The organism is Vibrio superstes, assembly GCF_003569005.1.
GTDB classification, from domain to species: Bacteria; Pseudomonadota; Gammaproteobacteria; order Enterobacterales; family Vibrionaceae; genus Vibrio; species Vibrio superstes.
Genome location: NZ_BCUR01000004.1, coordinates 2,635,936 through 2,652,933 on the forward strand (window position 1 = coordinate 2,635,936; position 16,998 = coordinate 2,652,933).

General features: G+C 45.8%; 15 protein-coding genes. 1 reads left to right on the top strand and 14 read right to left on the bottom strand.

Going from position 1 to position 16,998, the window contains the following annotated elements; genetic code table 11:
- Positions 1-16 precede the first annotated feature (16 nt).
- From ispF to rlmD, 8 genes are all read right to left on the bottom strand, one after another.
- The gene (ispF, locus tag D5I41_RS19940) at positions 17-496 is read right to left on the bottom strand and encodes a 2-C-methyl-D-erythritol 2,4-cyclodiphosphate synthase (RefSeq protein ID WP_119011305.1); all 480 of its coding nucleotides are present in this window, start codon (positions 494-496) and stop codon (positions 17-19) included.
- Positions 493-1,194 carry a 2-C-methyl-D-erythritol 4-phosphate cytidylyltransferase gene (ispD, locus tag D5I41_RS19945; RefSeq protein WP_119011306.1) on the bottom strand — a complete coding sequence of 234 codons (702 nt, stop codon included), beginning with the start codon at positions 1,192-1,194 and terminating at the stop codon, positions 493-495. The genes ispF and ispD overlap by 4 nt, the downstream gene beginning before the upstream one ends.
- A gap of 22 nt (positions 1,195-1,216) precedes the next feature.
- Entirely contained in the window at positions 1,217-1,492 is a 276-nt protein-coding gene (gene ftsB / locus D5I41_RS19950) for a cell division protein FtsB (protein WP_017027190.1), read from the bottom strand.
- Between the two features lie 379 nt (positions 1,493-1,871).
- Positions 1,872-3,173, bottom strand: coding sequence for a phosphopyruvate hydratase (eno, locus tag D5I41_RS19955; RefSeq protein ID WP_119011307.1), 1,302 nt, complete (start codon positions 3,171-3,173; stop codon positions 1,872-1,874).
- A 79-nt stretch (positions 3,174-3,252) separates the two neighbouring features.
- Positions 3,253-4,893, bottom strand: a complete 1,641-nt coding sequence (pyrG, locus tag D5I41_RS19960) for a CTP synthase (protein ID WP_119011308.1) — start codon at positions 4,891-4,893, stop codon at positions 3,253-3,255.
- Positions 4,894-5,045: 152 nt separating this feature from the next.
- Entirely contained in the window at positions 5,046-5,849 is an 804-nt protein-coding gene (mazG, locus tag D5I41_RS19965) for a nucleoside triphosphate pyrophosphohydrolase (protein WP_119011309.1), read from the bottom strand.
- A 58-nt stretch (positions 5,850-5,907) separates the two neighbouring features.
- Positions 5,908-8,130: a GTP diphosphokinase gene (gene relA / locus D5I41_RS19970; RefSeq protein ID WP_119011310.1), complete on the bottom strand. Its 2,223-nt coding sequence runs from the start codon at positions 8,128-8,130 to the stop codon at positions 5,908-5,910.
- A 99-nt stretch (positions 8,131-8,229) separates the two neighbouring features.
- Positions 8,230-9,543 carry a 23S rRNA (uracil(1939)-C(5))-methyltransferase RlmD gene (gene rlmD, locus D5I41_RS19975; RefSeq protein ID WP_119011311.1) on the bottom strand — a complete coding sequence of 438 codons (1,314 nt, stop codon included), beginning with the start codon at positions 9,541-9,543 and terminating at the stop codon, positions 8,230-8,232.
- Positions 9,544-9,718: 175 nt separating this feature from the next.
- Between rlmD and barA the strand changes: the two genes are divergently transcribed.
- Complete coding sequence (barA, locus tag D5I41_RS19980) at positions 9,719-12,478, top strand: two-component sensor histidine kinase BarA (protein WP_119011312.1); 2,760 nt, start codon at positions 9,719-9,721, stop codon at positions 12,476-12,478.
- Here the strand turns inward: barA and acpS are convergent.
- From acpS to lepB, 6 genes are read right to left on the bottom strand one after another with little or no spacing between them, the layout of a single operon-like run.
- Positions 12,475-12,855, bottom strand: coding sequence for a holo-ACP synthase (gene acpS / locus D5I41_RS19985; protein ID WP_119011313.1), 381 nt, complete (start codon positions 12,853-12,855; stop codon positions 12,475-12,477). The two genes, barA and acpS, sit on opposite strands and share 4 nt — an antisense overlap.
- Positions 12,855-13,586 (bottom strand): pyridoxine 5'-phosphate synthase, encoded by a 732-nt coding sequence (pdxJ, locus tag D5I41_RS19990; protein WP_119011314.1) that lies wholly within the window; start codon positions 13,584-13,586, stop codon positions 12,855-12,857. The genes acpS and pdxJ overlap by 1 nt, the downstream gene beginning before the upstream one ends.
- Positions 13,583-14,302 (bottom strand): DNA repair protein RecO, encoded by a 720-nt coding sequence (gene recO / locus D5I41_RS19995; RefSeq protein ID WP_017242927.1) that lies wholly within the window; start codon positions 14,300-14,302, stop codon positions 13,583-13,585. Before recO ends, pdxJ begins: the two co-directional genes overlap by 4 nt.
- A gap of 54 nt (positions 14,303-14,356) precedes the next feature.
- Positions 14,357-15,343: a GTPase Era gene (gene era / locus D5I41_RS20000; RefSeq protein ID WP_119011315.1), complete on the bottom strand. Its 987-nt coding sequence runs from the start codon at positions 15,341-15,343 to the stop codon at positions 14,357-14,359.
- On the bottom strand, positions 15,336-16,013 hold the full coding sequence (gene rnc / locus D5I41_RS20005) for a ribonuclease III (RefSeq protein ID WP_119011316.1): 678 nt from the start codon (positions 16,011-16,013) through the stop codon (positions 15,336-15,338). The genes era and rnc overlap by 8 nt, the downstream gene beginning before the upstream one ends.
- Before the next feature lie 9 nt (positions 16,014-16,022).
- Complete coding sequence (gene lepB, locus D5I41_RS20010) at positions 16,023-16,919, bottom strand: signal peptidase I (protein WP_119011317.1); 897 nt, start codon at positions 16,917-16,919, stop codon at positions 16,023-16,025.
- Positions 16,920-16,998 lie beyond the last annotated feature (79 nt).

Here is a 16,998-nt window from a genome sequence, read left to right on the forward strand (position 1 = left end):
AGTCTGGAGTGTGCCTCTAGTTAGAATGTTGAATCAGAACCACGGCTTCTACCGCGATCCCTTCTTTACGTCCGGTAAAGCCCAAACGCTCTGTTGTTGTAGCTTTTACGTTGACGTTGCCAAGCTCAGTCTGCAGGTCTTGCGCAATCGCTTCTCGCATACTTTGAATATGCGGCGCCATTTTAGGCGCTTGTGCCATGATAGTGACATCGAGATTGCCCAGTACATATCCAAGCTCTTGCACACGTCGGTATACATCTTTGAGTAAATCGCGGCTATTTGCGCCTTTCCATTTATCATCCGTATCAGGAAAATGATGGCCAATATCTCCCGCGGCAATAGCGCCAAGCAATGCGTCGCATACAGCGTGCAGGGCCACATCACCATCAGAGTGAGCAACTAGGCCTTGTTCATAAGGAACAGCAACACCGCCTATGATAACGGGGCCTTCGCCGCCAAATTTGTGTACATCAAAGCCGTGTCCAATACGGATCATAACTGCTCCTTGGTCGTAGGTCTTAAATAGAATTCAGCTAAGGCTAAATCCTCTGGCTGAGTTACCTTGAAGTTATCCGAGCGCCCTTCAACAAGAAGTGGTGATAGCCCTATCAGCTCCATACAGGAGGCCTCGTCAGTCACTTGAGAGTGATTATTCAAAGCCGACTGCAGGGCTTGTTGCAGTGGATAGCAGCGAAACATTTGCGGCGTTAAGGCATGCCAGAGGTTAACGCGATCGATGGTGCCTTTGATCTCGTTGGCTGGCGATGAACGCTTCATGGTATCGCGCACCTTTGCTGCCAAAATGGCGCCCACTTGATGTTTGCACCCTTGTTCAATGAGCGTTGTGATGTCCTCATGACTCACATTAGGTCTTGCAGCATCGTGCACCAATACCCACTCTTGATAATCTTGTTGTTTAAGATAATCCAAAGCATTCAATACTGAGTCGCAACGCTCTTTTCCACCCGCAACTCGAGTCACTAGTGGGTGGTTCGCGATAGTCGTCTCAGAGAAATATTCATCCTCTGCACTCACAGCAATCACTACCTCAGAAATAGCAGGGTGCGATAACAGTTTTTCTACTGTGTGTTCTAAGATAGTTTTTCCGTGCAGCATGAGATACTGCTTAGGTCGATCTGCCTGCATTCGACTGCCAACACCGGCAGCAGGGACAATAGCGATATATTTATTCAAGTTGAGAACCGGTTATACAAAATTAGTCCGAATCGATAATACGATAGAAGGTTTCACCTTCTTTAACCATTCCGAGTTCATGGCGAGCTCGCTCTTCGATGGCATCAAGTCCTTGTCTTAGGTCGTCAATCTCAGCAAACATCTCATCATTGCGCTTGCGTAGCTCCGAGTTCACTGAGCTTTGAATTGCAATCTCATCTTGAACCTGGCGGTAATCGTTAACGCCATTTTTACCGGCCCACAGCTTTGCTTGCATCAGCACCAGTAAACCAAACAGCAATACGGAAAATACACGCACGAAAGAATCCTTCTCTAATAACTGACTCTTATAGACTTTCAGCCCAAGAACCTGGCAAACCTTAGTTATACCAATCACAGTAAGTAAGTGGTCAGAAATAGCGTAGGAAAAACGCTGGATAACAAGGCAGAACTTTTTGATAAGTCGTTATTCTACAATCAAAAATTCTAACGCCGTTATCGAGTGTTTTAACAAGCTAGGATGACCTGTCATTTATTACGATTGGTATTAGTTAATATTTATAACATATTCGTGTAATAGACGACACGCATCAAACTTAATGACAAGAAAAATACAAAAAAAAACACCCCGCAAACGCGAGGTGTTTATGTTTTAAAGCTGACAGCTGAAAGCTATAAGCTTCAAGCTAAGCTAATAATTAAGCTTGGCCTTTAACTTCTTTAAGACCGTTGAACGGTGCACGCTCACCTAGAGCTTCTTCGATGCGAAGAAGTTGGTTGTACTTAGCAACACGGTCAGAACGGCTCATAGAACCAGTCTTGATTTGACCTGCAGCAGTACCAACCGCTAGATCAGCGATAGTTGCATCTTCAGTTTCGCCAGAACGGTGAGAGATAACTGCAGTGAAGCCAGCATCTTTAGCCATCTTGATTGCAGCTAGAGTCTCTGAAAGTGAACCGATTTGGTTGAACTTGATAAGGATAGAGTTAGTGATACCTTCTTTGATACCGCGCTCTAGGATCTTAGTGTTTGTAACGAATAGATCGTCACCTACTAGTTGAAGCTTGTCACCTAGTAGTTCAGTTTGGTGCTTGAAGCCATCCCAATCTGATTCGTCAAGACCGTCTTCGATAGATACGATTGGGTATTGGTTAGCAAGGTCTTGTAGGTAGAAGTTAAATTCTTCAGAAGTGAAGATTTTGCCTTCGCCTTTCATGTTGTACTTGCCAGTTTCTTTGTCGAAGAACTCAGAAGCAGCACAGTCCATAGCAAGAGTAACGTCTTTACCTAGTACGTAACCAGCAGCTTCTACAGCTTCTTGGATAGCAGCTAGAGCAGCAGCGTTAGACTCAAGGTTAGGAGCGAAGCCACCTTCATCACCAACTGCAGTGCTTAGGCCTTTTGCCTTAAGAACTTTAGCTAGGTTGTGGAATACTTCAGCGCCGATACGTAGAGCTTCTTTAAGAGTTTTAGCGCCAACTGGTTGGATCATGAACTCTTGGATGTCAACGTTGTTATCAGCGTGCTCGCCACCGTTGATGATGTTCATCATTGGTAGAGGCATAGAGAATTGACCTGGAGTGCCGTTTAGCTCAGCGATGTGCTCAAAAAGAGGCATGCCTTTAGCTGCAGCAGCTGCTTTTGCGTTAGCAAGAGAAACAGCAAGGATTGCGTTAGCACCGAACTTAGACTTGTTTTCAGTACCGTCTAGGTCGATCATCACTTGGTCGATAGCAGCTTGGTCTTTAGCGTCTTTGCCAGCTAGAGCAGTAGCGATTTCGCCGTTTACAGCGTCAACAGCTTTAAGAACACCTTTACCTAGGAAACGTGCTTTGTCGCCGTCACGTAGCTCAAGAGCTTCGCGAGAACCAGTAGATGCGCCAGATGGCGCAGCAGCCATACCTACGAAACCGCCTTCTAGGTGTACTTCAGCTTCTACAGTTGGGTTACCACGTGAGTCGATAATTTCACGACCTAGAACTTTAACGATCTTAGACATTAAATGTTTCCTCTTATAATCAAAAAAATGTCAATTTTAAGGGGTGCTATACATCTCCGCTCAACACCCCTGCATTCCTTTACTTGTCGAATTCACCGCGTTGGAATTGACCAGCCGCTTTAACGAAACCAGCGAATAATGGGTGCCCATCACGTGGTGTCGATGTGAATTCTGGGTGGAACTGAGCCGCCACGAACCAAGGGTGCGCAGGATTCTCGATAACTTCCACCAATTTTTTGTCTGCTGATAGACCTGATACTTTAAGACCAGCTTTCTCGATCAACGGACGTAAATTGTTGTTCACCTCATAACGGTGACGGTGACGTTCGTGGATCTTAGCGCTGCCATAGAGTTCATGAGCTTTAGTGCCCTTCTCTAGGTGACATAGCTGAGAACCAAGGCGCATTGTACCACCAAGGTCAGAGGTTTCGGTACGCTCTTCAACGTTACCTTCTTTATCAACCCATTCGGTAATCAAGCCTACCACAGGGTTTGGTGTTTCTTTGTTAAATTCTGTTGAATGCGCATCAGCGAGGTTAGCAACATTTCGCGCGAATTCAATCAGCGCTACTTGCATACCAAGACAAATGCCTAGGTACGGGATCTTGTTCTCACGAGCGTATTGTGCAGCACGAATCTTACCTTCAACACCACGGTCGCCGAAGCCACCTGGTACTAGAATTGCGTCTAAACCAGCAAGTGCTTCTTCGCCCTTGCTCTCAACATCTTGAGAGTCCACATACTTAATGTGGACGTTGAGGCGATTTTTCAACCCTGCATGCTTCAATGCTTCGTTCACAGACTTATAAGCATCTGGTAGTTCGATGTATTTACCGACCATACCGATGACCACTTCACCTGTTGGGTTTGCTTCTTCGTAGATTACTTGTTCCCACTCAGACAAGTCTGCTTCTGGCGCATTAATGCCGAAGCGAGTACAAACTAGATCGTCGAGACCTTGTGACTTGATAAGCTGAGGAATCTTGTAGATAGAATCTACATCTTTCATTGAGATAACTGCTTTCTCTTGTACGTTACAGAACAAAGCAATTTTCTTGCGCTCGTTTGCAGGAACCATACGGTCACTACGACAAACAAGGATATCTGGTTGGATACCAATCGAAAGCAACTCTTTAACTGAGTGCTGTGTTGGTTTTGTTTTCACTTCGCCCGCTGCCGCTAGGTAAGGTACCAGCGTTAGGTGCATGAACATAGCGCGTTCACGGCCTAGCTCAACAGCTAGCTGACGAATCGCTTCCATAAATGGTAGTGATTCGATATCGCCCACGGTGCCACCGACTTCAACGATCGCTACATCATGGCCTTCAGAACCCGCAATTACACGGTCTTTGATAGCATTAGTGATGTGAGGGATAACCTGAATGGTAGCGCCTAGGTAGTCGCCACGACGCTCTGCTGCTAGAACGTCTGAATAAACACGACCCGCTGTAAAGTTGTTACGCTTAGTCATCTTGGTGCGAATGAATCGCTCATAGTGACCAAGGTCAAGGTCAGTTTCAGCGCCATCTTCCGTGACAAACACTTCACCATGCTGAGTTGGGCTCATTGTACCCGGATCAACGTTGATGTAAGGGTCAAGCTTCATCATGGTCACTTTAAGACCACGAGCTTCTAAAATAGCCGCAAGAGATGCTGCTGCAATACCTTTACCGAGTGAGGAAACAACCCCGCCAGTAACAAAAATGTAATTTGTCGTCATGTTTAACCTGAAATTGGTTGAATGAGGGAAATGGATATCTTCTGGACGGGATGCAAATATACCAGAAGCCCTTTATCGCCACAACGTGAAACTTATCACAGGCATTTTTTTTATTTTTTGCTTCAAATCAATTCAATCTTCTAAAGCCAATTTTACTTCCGCTCATCTTGTTTTACTAAATCCCACAAAGAATCAAGATACTCAAGGTCACAATCATCTAGGTTGCGACCTTGCTCTTGAACCTTTTTCTCTACTGCTCTAAAGCGTCTTTCAAATTTGTTATTTGCCTTACCCAGCGCAACCTCTGGGTTGCAATTTAGGTGCCTAACCAGGTTCACTGTAGCGAACAAAAGATCGCCCAATTCATCCTCAACTTTCTCTTTTACAACAGTCACTTGCAAGGCTTCATCGAGCACCTCTTGCACCTCTTCATGCACCTTATCTACCACGGGTCCAATGGTGTCCCAATCAAAGCCATGTTTAGCACAGCGTTTTTGAATCTTGTTGGCACGACTGAGTGCAGGCAAAGACTTAGGTACAGAGTCTAGAATACTTTTTTCAACATTGCCTGAACGAGCTTTCTCTTTCTCTTTTTCTGCTTCCCAGTTGTCATTTATTTCTTGCTCATCGGCAAACTTCTCGTCAGAAAAAACATGTGGATGACGGCGCACAAGTTTTTCATTGAGCACTTCTAGCACATCTTCAAAATCAAACAGTTGCTGTTCTTTTGCCATTTGTGAGTAGAAAATCACTTGAAACAGTAGATCACCCAGCTCTTCTTTTAGATTATCCCAATCTTGATTTTGAATGGCGTCTACCACTTCATAAGTTTCTTCAATGGTATGGGGAACAATAGTGTCAAAGCTCTGCTTTTTGTCCCATGGGCAACCCTGCTCAGGGTCACGGAGCGTGGCCATTATGGATAGCAATTGTTCGATGGAGTTTGAAGCTGACATAATATTTCCAATTCACATTCAAAAAAGAAAGCCCCTTTTCAGGGGCTTGTTAGATGGGTTAGCCAAGACGTTTGACGGATATAACGTCTTTGATCTGCTCGATTCGAGATTGAACCCGAGAACTAATTTCCACACTGTTCACTTGAACATCGAGATCCATAATCGACATTTGGCGCTTATGGTCGGTGCGTGAACGCATACTCGCTACCTTGAGCTTTTCGTTAGTGATCAAGGTAGTAATGTCTTTTAACAGTCCTGTGCGCTCTAGCGCTTCCACTCTCAAGGTCAGAATAAACGAGCCGACAAAACCACTTCCCCATACCGTATCTATGATTCGTTCCGGGGCATGATGCCTTAGCTCGTTGAGTTGGTCACAATCACTGCGGTGCACTGAGATGCCACGACCTTGTGTAATGTAACCACTGATTCGGTCACCCGGTATCGGCTGACAACAGCGCGCCAAGTGGGTCATGAGATTATCAACCCCTTCAACCACCACTGCGTCTTTGTGTGGCTTGCTCTCAATCGGCGCTGTCGAGTCTACACTCTTGAGCTTTTCAAGGGCTTGCTTATCTTCTTCTTCCGCTGTTGGCTTGTTGACTAGGGCATTGATGTGATTAACCACTTGGTTAATGCGCAAGTCACCACTACCGATCCCAGCGTACAACTCATCAGCTGAATTGACGTTAAAGCGTTTTAAGGCGTAAAGATCCGCATCTTTCAGATTTGCGCCAATCTTAGCCAGTTCAACCTCTAGGATCTCTTTACCCGCATCAATATTTTTCTCTCGGCTCTGTTTTCTAAACCAAGCATTTATCTTGGCGCGAGCACGGCTTGAGTGAACAAAACCTAATGATGGGTTTAGCCAATCTCGAGAGGGATTTGGCTCTTTTTGAGTAATGATCTCAACCTGATCGCCCATTTCCAATTGATGAGTAAACGGTACGATTCTTCCTGCTACTTTAGCGCCAATACAACGGTGCCCTACCTCAGAGTGAATGTGGTAAGCAAAATCGAGAGGCGTCGCTCCCATCGGCAGGTCGACTACATCACCACGAGGGGTAAAGGCATAAACGCGATCATCAAACACTTGAGATCGCAGTTCATCCAACATCTCACCGGAGTCCGACATCTCTTCTTGCCAATCAAGCAGTTTACGTAGCCAAGTAATCTTCTCATCGTAGCCACTGCGTCCACCTGAGCTGCCCTCTTTGTATTTCCAGTGGGCCGCCACACCAAGCTCTGAGTCTTCATGCATTTGCTTGGTACGGATTTGAATCTCTATGGTTTTGCCTTCAGGCCCAAGCACAACGGTATGAATAGATTGATAGCCGTTAGGTTTTGGGTTCGCGACATAGTCATCGAACTCACTAGGAAGGTGCTTATACTTGGTGTGTACGATACCGAGGGCGCCGTAACAATCTTGCAGTTGGTCAGCAATAATTCGCACGGCACGCACATCAAAAAGCTCATCAAAGGCGAGCTTTTTCTTCTGCATCTTACGCCAGATACTAAAGATGTGTTTCGGACGACCGCTCACCTCAGCATTGATATTGGTGCGCTTCATTTCTGATTCGAGATCATCAACAAATTCAGTGATATAGCACTCGCGGTCAATGCGTCGCTCAGCTAATTGCTTGGCAATTTTTTTATAGGTAGTCGGGTTTTGATAGCGAAACGCGTAGTCTTCGATTTCCCATTTAAGCTGACCAATACCCAGGCGATTAGCAAGCGGTGCATAAATGTTGGCACACTCTTTCGCAACGGCTTGGCGTACTTCATCTGGAGCGTTTTTCACTTCACGCAAATTACAGATACGTTCGGCGAGCTTGATGATGACACAGCGAAAATCATCCACCATGGCCAGCAACATGCGTCTAACGTTATCAATCTGGGAGGAAGCACTACTGCTCTCTAAAGAGGCGTTTAGTTGACCAATGGCGGCCATCTCTTCAACGCCCTCGATCAATTTCATGATCTCTTGGCCGTAACGCTCTTTAAGTTCTTCGGTGTCAAATAAGCCGCTGGAGACAACTGGGAATAATTGAGCTGCAAGCAGGGTTGCTCTATCCATAGATAGAGTGATCAATATTTCGATCATCTCACGCCCACGCCACAGCAATAACTCCTTTTGCTCATGACTTGCTAGCATCTCTTCACAATCGATGTACAGCTTACGCAGCTTATTCTCGGTTTTTTGCCCTTGTTTTAGACTGTCTATCCAGACATCAAGGTTAAACTCTTCATCCTTTTTTATGTGCGCACTGCGTACCGCAACCATATTTCGTCCCTAAATAACTATGATTCTACTCTCGTACATTTCTTGCAACAGTATACCCCTAGGGCGATTCAGCTGTTTAGCAAAATTTGGAAATTTGCGTTATTTCTCAAATAACACCATGGATTCTAGGTGCCCCGTATGCGGGAACATATCTAAAATTCTCATTTTCACCACCTTGTAGCCTTGCTCAAGCAAGGATTCACTATCACGAGCTAGAGTCGCTGGGTTACAAGACACATACACGATGCGCGAAGCTTCAAATGAAGAGAGCTTTTCCACTACACCCGCGGCGCCAGCTCTGGCAGGGTCCAAAAGGATTTTGTCAAAGCGCTCACTTGCCCAGCTTTCTTTCCCGGTAAGCTCTGCAAGGTTAGCTTGATAAAACTCAGCCGTATCTATGCCCAGCGTCTTCGCATTATCACTCGCTCTACAGACCATTTCATCGACCCCTTCAATACCAACTACCGCTTTTGCTTTAGCACTGAGTGGGAACGTAAAGTTACCAACGCCACTGAACAGATCCAGCACTCTTTCATTCTCGTTCACATCAAGCCATTCAATAGCTTTAGATACCATCTGCTGATTCACAGAGCGATTAACCTGAATAAAATCGGTAGGCAAGAAATCCAACTCAAAACCAGTCTCATTGCACCTAGGTGATTCGCCGCACAGTTTTTTTGGCTTGCTCTGTCCCTCGTGAAGATACAAGGTAAGGTTATTCTGCTGAGCAAAATCTAGAACCGCTTTACTGTCTTTCGCTCTTAATTCAGCACTAGTTCGAAGTAAGATAACCTTAGTATTGTCCGCTTCTACCAGTTCTAAGTGACCGAGAATCTTAGGTTGGGATAACCCTTCTAGGAGAGTCTTCATTTCAGGAAATAGACCAGCTAGTGAATCGGCTAGCACAGGGCACTGACTAACAGTCACTATATTTTTGCTCTGCCCTTCTCTGAAGCCAAAATTCAATTTGTTCTTTTTAGTATCCCACAGCAGGCTAATACGAGCTCTACGACGATAGCTTCTACTATTACCCACTATCGGCGCTTCTAATTCTTGTTGCGGTGCGACCTTAGACATCACCTTAGAGAAGGCCTGTTGCTTCACCTCTAACTGCTGCTCGTATGGCATATGTTGCAAGGTACATCCACCGCATTGCTGAAAGTGCGGGCAAAATGCAGTCACACGTTCATCACTGGCCTTTAATACTTTGATTAATTTAGCCTTTATGAATTTCGCTTTGCTCTCTACAGGCTGACATACCACTTCTTCGCCCACCAAGGCTCCAGAAATGAACACTGGCTTTCCTTGGGAGTAGGCCATCCCTGCACCCTGAAAGTCGTATTTTTCGATGGTCAGACTCAAGTGCTTGTGGGTACGGTTGTTATTTTTTTGCGGTTTATAAAAGTTAGCCATAGAGGTGTGCCTAGTAAGTTTTAACGGTCATGCATCAAGCTTTTGACTGAGTTTTCAGTCTGACAGAGTTCTTGGGAAGCAATTTTAATTTCAATGATTTAGACTTAGGTTCAAGTTTAGGAAACTCAAAAGCCTTTGAAGGCTTATTTTTTCACATCCGGCACATTAATAAAACATGACAAGATACGGACTTCGCGCACGCGTAATAACATTGACTCTCGCCCCAACACTCATTGTTGGGATGTTGCTGAGCGTGTTCTTTACTTCAAATCGCTATAACGACCTTGAAGCGCAATTGATCACCGCCGGTACCAACATTGTCGAGCCACTCGCGATTGCCAGTGAATTCGCTATGTTACAGCAAAATCGTGAAGCGGTGAGAAGACTGATTAGCTACAGCCATCGTAAGCGCTCAGATGTGGTTCGAAGTATCGCAGTATTCGATGCCAATCACGAATTATTTGTTACCTCAAACTTTCATCCTAACTTCCAAAGCCTGATGTTCCCCCAGTCAGAGCCAATTCCGCTACACAGCACTGTTCAGTTAATTGATACCAAGCTGATTATTAGAACACCAGTCATCGCTGAGGCTCAGTTTGTCGCGCCTCAAGCAGACTCAAAAGAAAGTAATCAAGTGTTGGGCTACATCGCCATAGAGCTGGATCTTTCTAGCTTGAGGCTTCAACAGTATCAAGAGATCGTCGTAGCGCTGGTTGTGATGTTCCTAGGAGTGGGGTTATCCGCCTTTTTCGCCTACCGATTGATGCAGGATATTACTGCGCCAATTACCCATTTGAAAAACAGTGTGGACCGTATTCGACGCGGGCAATTAGACGTTCGTATTGAAGGCAAAATGCATGGTGAGCTTAATTCACTGAAGAACGGTATCAATGCGATGGCAATGTCGCTCTCTGAGTACCATATAGAGATGCAGCACAGTATTGACCAAGCGACTTCCGATCTTCGTGAAACCTTAGAGCAGCTGGAGATCCAAAACGTTGAGCTGGATATTGCTAAGAAACGCGCTCAAGAAGCCGCGCGCGTGAAGTCTGAGTTCTTAGCCAATATGTCACACGAATTAAGAACACCGCTCAATGGCGTGATCGGCTTTACTCGTCAAATGCTCAAGACCAATTTGTCACACAGCCAAACGGATTACCTGTTAACTATCGAGCGTTCAGCTAACAATTTGCTTAGCATTATCAATGACATCTTAGACTTCTCTAAACTTGAGGCGGGTAAGCTGCTTCTAGAAAATATCCCATTTGATTTCCAAGAATCACTGGAAGAAGTTGTCAATCTGCAAGCCCCAAGCGCGCACGAAAAAGGACTAGAGTTAACCCTGAAGATCGACCCTAAGATCCCTGCTGGGGTTGTAGGTGATTCATTACGCATTCAGCAAGTACTGACCAACTTAGTGGGTAACGCAGTTAAGTTTACCGAACGTGGCAACATTGACGTCAGCATTGAACTTCGTACGCAAAAGGAAGATCAAGTTGAGATCCAGTTTATGGTGAAAGATAGTGGTATCGGTATCTCTGAGCGCCAGCAAGCTCAACTGTTCCAAGCATTTAGCCAAGCGGATGCCAGTATTTCAAGACGTTACGGTGGTACAGGTCTTGGCCTTGTCATTACCCAGAAACTGGTGCGCCAAATGGGCGGTGAAATCAGCCTAACCAGTCGTCTGCACCAAGGCTCAACCTTCTGGTTCACTATTCGCCTCAATACCACCGACTTGCCACTTGAACAGATCGATCTTTCAGATATTCGTGGCAAAGAAGTGCTGCTAATTGAGCAAAACCTGCAAGCGGCCAATGTATTACAACAACTGTTAACTCAAGAAAATATTGTTACTCAATATCGCTCGGCGATTCCTGAGTCCATTACTCCTCATGATTATATTATCTATAACGTTCCAGTGAATGAGATCATGGGAGAGGCAGAACTGGTCGAGTTCATCTATCAAGCTAAAGCAGTTTGCCCGAACGTTATTATTGGTCTGCCAAGTAATCAGCTAGCCCTATCTGAAACCTTGATGGCTCAGCATTCTGTAACCTGTATCATCAAGCCACTAACTCGCACTAAGATCATGCAGGCGATGCTACGCGGCCAAGATAGCAGTGTGCCTATCTACGCAAAACCCGAGCCTCTATTGCTTGAGAAACTACCACTTAAAGTAATGGCGGTTGACGACAACCCAGCAAATCTCAAGCTCATCAGCGCCTTGCTTGATGAGCACGTAGAGTCAGTCGTCACCTGCTCCAATGGTCAGAGCGCCGTCGACGAGGCCACTCGCACTCACTTTGATTTGATCTTAATGGATATTCAGATGCCAGGGTTGGATGGTGTTGCGGCTTGCCAAGCTATCAAGCAAACAACGACCAATAGAGATACTCCTATCATTGCAGTGACTGCCCATGCGATGAGTGGCGAGCGCGATAGATTGCTGCAAGCGGGGATGGATGATTACCTGACCAAACCTATTGAGGAGCGAGTTCTGCTCAAGGTACTTAATCATTGGGGTGGAAACCCAATTGATGAGACAGTGGCAGTCTCTGCACCAGAAGTCGTTTCTACACCGAGCAGTGACGTCATCATTGACTGGCGAGCAGCCTTAGCTCAATCCGCCAACAAGGAAGACTTAGCCAAAGAGATGCTGCAGATGCTCGTGGATTACATTCCAGAAGTTAATGAGATCGTGGAGCAAGCAATTGATGAGCAATTAGGCTCACGAGAAGACCTTATCCACCATATCCATAAACTGCATGGTAGCAGTAGCTACTGTGGTGTTCCTAAGCTTAAGAAGGCCTGTGCATTGCTCGAACAGATGTTGCGCTCTGGAGAGACGATAGAAGATATTGAGCCTGAGCTGTTAGAGCTTCAAGATGAAATGGAGAAGGTACAAACGACGGCTCGCTTGTACCTACAAGGTTAGCACTCGAGAATAACCGTAGCTACGGCGTAGTGCCTTTCATCGGATATTGACAGATGAATATGCGCAACGCCAAGCTGCTGAGAAACTTCTTGAGCCCTGCCCGACAGCAGTAGCACCGGCTTGCCCAAGGCGTCATTACTAATGGTGAAATCTTGGAACGACACACCTTTTGCTATGCCGGTACCTAAAGCCTTAGAGGCGGCTTCTTTGGCAGCAAAGCGTTTGGCTAGGAACTTAGCCTTTGAGGTGAGCTGATGAAACCGCTCCATCTCAACCTCAGTTAAAATGCGCTCAGCAAAACTAACACCCGTACGATTGAGCGCCTTTTCTACGCGCTCAATCTCTGCAATGTCAGTCCCTAAACCAACAATGGCCATTACTTACGAGCCTGATCCATGATCGCTTTCATGTCAGCGACCGCTTTGTTCAAGCCATCAAATACTGCACGCCCCATAATCGAGTGGCCGATATTCAGCTCATAGATCTCAGGCAGTGCCGCAACAGGGCCAACGTTGTGATACGTCAAGCCATGCCCCGCATTTACCGTGATGCCTAAGCCTGATGCATAGGTTGCAGCTTCGGCAATAACCTTAAGCTCTTTGTGTTGCTCTTCTTCAGTCTGTGCTTCTGCATAGTGACCGGTGTGAAGCTCAATGAAAGGGGCGCCCGCAGCCTTCGATGCATCGATTTGCTTCGAATTTGGGTCAATAAACAATGATACCTTGATGCCTGCTGCTGCCAGTTTTTCTGTAGCAGCTTTGATCTTGTCGAACTGACCTACGACGTCTAGACCACCTTCCGTAGTAAGCTCTTCGCGTTTTTCAGGAACCAAACATACGAACTCTGGCTGAGTCTTAAGTGCGATATCTACCATCTCGTCGGTAACAGCCATCTCAAGGTTCATGCGAGTCTGAATCGTCTCAGCTAGGATACGAACGTCTCTGTCGAGGATATGACGACGATCTTCGCGCAAGTGGATTGTGATGCCATCGGCACCGGCACGTTCTGCAATTTCGGCTGCGTGAACTGGATCTGGATACTTAGTTCCGCGCGCATTTCGTAGGGTCGCAATGTGGTCAATGTTGACCCCAAGTAAGATTGGATTCATTTTCCGATACTCCGTGTTCGGGGCATAAATAACTCCCGACTTTTTATTGGTTTTCCGCCAAGATAAGGCTTTAAGGCTATACGTGTAAAGCGCTTTGCCGCGCTCAACTGAGATTTAGAGGTAAAACGCCTTTCGCTCAAGGCTATCAACTCTTCCCCCATAAAGGTTAGGTTGTCTTTTCGCACCGAGGCAATGAAGCCTTGTTGCTCTCGATAACGGTAGGTCATCTTAGGGTCTATAGGCTCCCCTGTGCCCGAGCAATGCATAAAATCAACGCCGTATCCGAGTGCATTCAGCAAAGCGAGTTCAAAGCGGCGCAATGCAGGTTCTGGGTTATCAGCTTGAGCAAGCTCGGTTAATGCATGTAGGTAATCGATAAACAGCTCTGGATAGGGCACCTCTTGTGCAATCACTCTCACCAATATTTCATTGATGTACATGGCTGAATAAAGAGTTACGCCACTCAGAGGTAAACCAAGACTAATGGGTTCGGCTTGGCGCAGGGTTTTCATAGAGCCGCCCCCCGACCACTTGAGTAGTAAAGGCGTAAAGGGTTGCAGGGCCCCTTTTAGTGGTGAGCGCTTGCTTCTGCCGCCCTTACTGAGGATGGTCACACGACCAAATTCCTCAGAAAAGACATCTAAGATCAAGCTAGATTCTGTATAAGGGCGACGATGCAGTACAAAGCAACGTTGGAAGCCTTCAATTACCGACATAGTATTGATGCCATAAAAAACTCCACGTCTAAGGTGGAGTTTTGAGTTTAATCTTTATAGGTCATCCATGTAGCCCAATGAACGAAGTGCTCGCTCATCGTCAGCCCAACCAGATTTGACCTTAACCCAAGTCTCTAGATAAACCTTGCGACCAAATAACTCTTCCATATCTAAACGAGCTTCTCGTCCGATGGTTTTTATCTTGTCACCACCCTTACCTATGACCATTTTCTTCTGGCCACTGCGCTCAACGAGAATCAGAGCGTTAATGTGGAAACCATCATTGTCAGGGTTGTAATCAAAACGCTCAATTTCCACAGTGACTGAGTATGGTAGCTCGTCGCCAGTGAAACGCATTAATTTCTCACGCACGATCTCTGAAGCCATAAAGCGCTGAGAGCGGTCTGTTACGTACTCTTCAGGGAAATGGTGTGTCGCTTTTGGTAAGAAGTCACGAACGTGTTTACGCAATACATCAGTATTCTTGCCTAGCTTTGCAGAGATAGGCACAACGTCAACGAAGTCCATCTTCTGTGTCATCTCTTGCATGTGCTGCATTACAAGGTTTCGGTCTTGTACTTTATCAACCTTATTCACACACAATACGACAGGGAAGTTTGCTGCTCTTAGCTTGTTTAGCACCATCTCATCGTCAGCAGTCCAGTGCGTACCATCAACCAAGAAAAACACCAAGTTTACATCACTCAAAGAGCTGTTCGCAGCGCGGTTCATCAAACGGTTGATTGCGCGTTTTTCTTCGATGTGAAGCCCTGGGGTATCTACAAAGATAGCCTGAAAATCACCGTCAGTGTCTACACCCATAATACGGTGACGAGTTGTCTGAGGTTTACGCGAGGTAATCGAGATCTTCTGACCAAGGATATGGTTAAGAAGCGTTGATTTACCTACGTTAGGTCGACCCACAATAGCGATAAAGCCACAGTGTTGGTTCTCAACAGAGGTTGCTTTTTCTTGGTTGTGCGAAGCAAAGTACGCATCAAGGTCGATACCTTGATCTTCTGGCTGATCGTGATTAGACATTAGTTAATTTCTCCAACGCAAGTTCAGCCGCAGCTTGTTCAGCTTTGCGACGACTGGTGCCTTTACCCGTAAAAGGTCTTTCTACACCTGATACTATGCAATCAACGGTAAACTCTTGGTTGTGAGCCTCACCCTTAATCTTAGTTACATCGTAAGTCGGTAACGGTTTACGACGACCTTGTAAGAACTCCTGAAGACGTGTCTTAGGGTCTTTTTGCGATACACCAGGTTCAATCGCCTCAAGGCGACTCATGTACCAGCTAAGAACAATCGCTCGCACTGGCTCTGTACCGCTGTCTAGGTATATAGCGCCGATAATGGCTTCTACCGCATCTGCAAGGATAGAATCGCGACGGAATCCGCCACTCTTCAACTCACCTGGACCTAATTTTAAGTAGTCTCCGAGTTCAAATTCACGCGCTAATTCAGCCAGAGTTTTACCTCTTACCAGTGTGGCACGCATTCGACTCATGTCGCCCTCGTTTACCTTTGGAAAACGGTGGTACAAATCATCTGTGATGACAAAACTTAAAATTGAATCGCCCAGAAACTCTAGTCGCTCATTATGTTTGCCATTGGCGCTGCGGTGGGTCAGCGCCAAGTTCAGTTTATCTAAGTCATTGAATTTGTATCCAATGCTCTTTTCTAGTCTAGCTAATTGAGAAGTCATACTCTCTGATTACTCTATGCCGCCAATGCGGTTTAAACGGATACCGGTTGGAATCCAAGATGGCAGGAAGCTGTCGTCACTACGATCAAACTCAAAGCTCACCCATATTCCAACTGCTTTACCAACGAGGTTGGCTTCAGGAACAAAGCCCCAATAACGGCTATCTGCGCTGTTATCACGGTTGTCACCCATCATGAAATAATGCCCTTGTGGCACAATCCATTCACGAACACCAGCTCTAGGCTGATACGCAGCTACGTTATCCTGACGCAGTGGATTCACCAAAACTTGGTGCTGATGCTCACCCATGGTTTCGTCTAGACGAATCAATGGGATGTTATTTTGTATAAACTCACTTTCCGTATAGTTGGTCAGAGGCACTGGTGTGCATTGCTTCTCACCACTTGGCTTAATACAAAGTTTCTTATCTTGAGTATAGCGAACCGTATCACCCGGCAAGCCGATTACTCGCTTAATGTAGTCAATGTTTGGTTGAGGTGGGAATTTAAATACCGCTACGTCACCACGCTCTGGCTTACCCGTTTCAACTAACTGGTTGCGCCATACAGGGTCTTTCAAGCCGTAAGAGAATTTCTCAACAACGATAAAGTCACCAATCAGCAAGGTTGGCATCATAGAGCCCGATGGGATCTGAAAGGGTTCGTAGATAAACGAACGCAATACCAACACAAAGGCGATCACAGGGAAAATAGAAACACTGTTCTCAATCCACCATGGCTGATGAGTTATCTTAGCCTTGGTTTTATCGTCCAAGCCCGTTGTTTGAGCCTCAACCTCTGCCACCTTGGCAGCTCTTTTCTTTGCCCAAACGAGCTTTTCTAGAGCGTAGACAATACCAGTAACCAAAGTCACACAGACTAGGATTAGTGAAAACGTATTAGCCATTGAAATCCCTTAAATTTAACTGTTTCTAAAACAACGAAAGTGAAAGGGTCATTAACCCTTTCACTTTGTAATTCATAAT